Source organism: Pseudoalteromonas sp. SWN29 (genome assembly GCF_015864465.1).
Lineage (GTDB): Bacteria > Pseudomonadota > Gammaproteobacteria > Enterobacterales > Alteromonadaceae > Pseudoalteromonas.
Genome location: NZ_JADYXE010000113.1, coordinates 1 through 1,353 on the forward strand (window position 1 = coordinate 1; position 1,353 = coordinate 1,353).

Genomic DNA, 1,353 nt, shown 5'->3' on the forward strand with positions numbered 1-1,353 from the left:
CTTGACTGAGCGAGGAAAACTTCGCTCCCTTCGAGGCTCTAGAATGAGGCTTTCTGCCATCGTATAAAAGTATTTTAACTGACGTGGTATGGCCCCTGGGGTTGAATAAGGTAATCCAACAAGCAACCTCATTATTTGAGCTAAACTACCATTGAAACTCAGTTGGTACGGTAAATAATCACCTTTTAATGTGTGGCACATTTTTACCATCTGATATCGCACCATATTATAAGTAAGCAACACTCCCCACAGCTCTTGCTTTACAAGCGCTGGTAAGCGACTTCTTAATGTTAATCGATTACCCAGCATATATTGCTTTTGTTCGCGATAACCAAGCTCTATCTCCCAGCGGTGACTGTATATATCGCCTATATCGGCTGATGGATATCGCATCGGATCTGTCATCGATGTCATCACACTGTATGATTTCCCCTTTATTTTTCGAGTCACTAACCTCGCGATTAAGGTGTCAGGCAGCATTGGCCACATTTTTCTTGCTCTTGGGTTACTCCTAAGTTGGACTAATTTATCATTACGCCCTAATGTTTGAATAACGTCATATTGCACATTTTTTTTCAGGGGGATTAGCCAATGGCGTTCACTGCCAGTCGTTTGCCATTTATGTAAAAGCCCTAAAGAATAGAAGCCTTTGTCGAATAAAGTGAGACTGTTATCGGGTGTGGTTTCTATAAGCTTTTCAGCCAGCACCATTTCATTGACCTTGTAATCATCAAAAGCGCTCCCCGTTATTAAATGGCTGCTCAGCTCCATTTGACACACCATTCTGACCTGAGGGTATTGTGTATTGGCCGGTTTTGTAAAGGCCTCATTATTTTGGGGGGAGTCATCCGTACGCCAAACAACACCATCGACACCAAGTAAAGTAAGCCCATTCCAATGAGGGTGATTAGCGTCATCATTCCAATGTCTTTGGGTGCATTCAAATAAGGCTTTCATGGCGGCTTCACCTAGGTTTTTACGACGCTGAGTTAAAGCACTTGGCGCAACAAATGGCTTTCCTTCTCGGTCAACAATATCGAGCATATTAACGACATCGGCCATGGATTTGTCATTATAAATAACCATACCGATCAACAACCAAGCCATCGATTCTAGGGTTAGTTTTCTTTTTCGTAGTGTAACGGTTTCGGTCAGCGCATAGGCCTCTTCGATAAGGGATAAAGGGAGTAAATCTGCGAGTGTTTCAACTTCATTAGGTTTGATGTTGTTGATAATATCGAGAGCATTAGAAAGTTGCATAAAAAATCCGAATTCTACAAAAGAATTCGGATTCTTACATACCTAGAAGATCGTTCAAGTGCTATTAACTATTTCTTAAATGATCGGCATTAG

1 protein-coding gene is annotated in these 1,353 nt (G+C 41.6%); it reads right to left on the reverse strand.

Going from position 1 to position 1,353, the window contains the following annotated elements; translation table 11 throughout:
- Window positions 1-1,260 (reverse strand): IS4 family transposase (locus I6F53_RS20055; RefSeq protein ID WP_197240928.1); only part of this gene is annotated, 1,260 nt, incomplete at its 3' end.
- Window positions 1,261-1,353 lie beyond the last annotated feature (93 nt).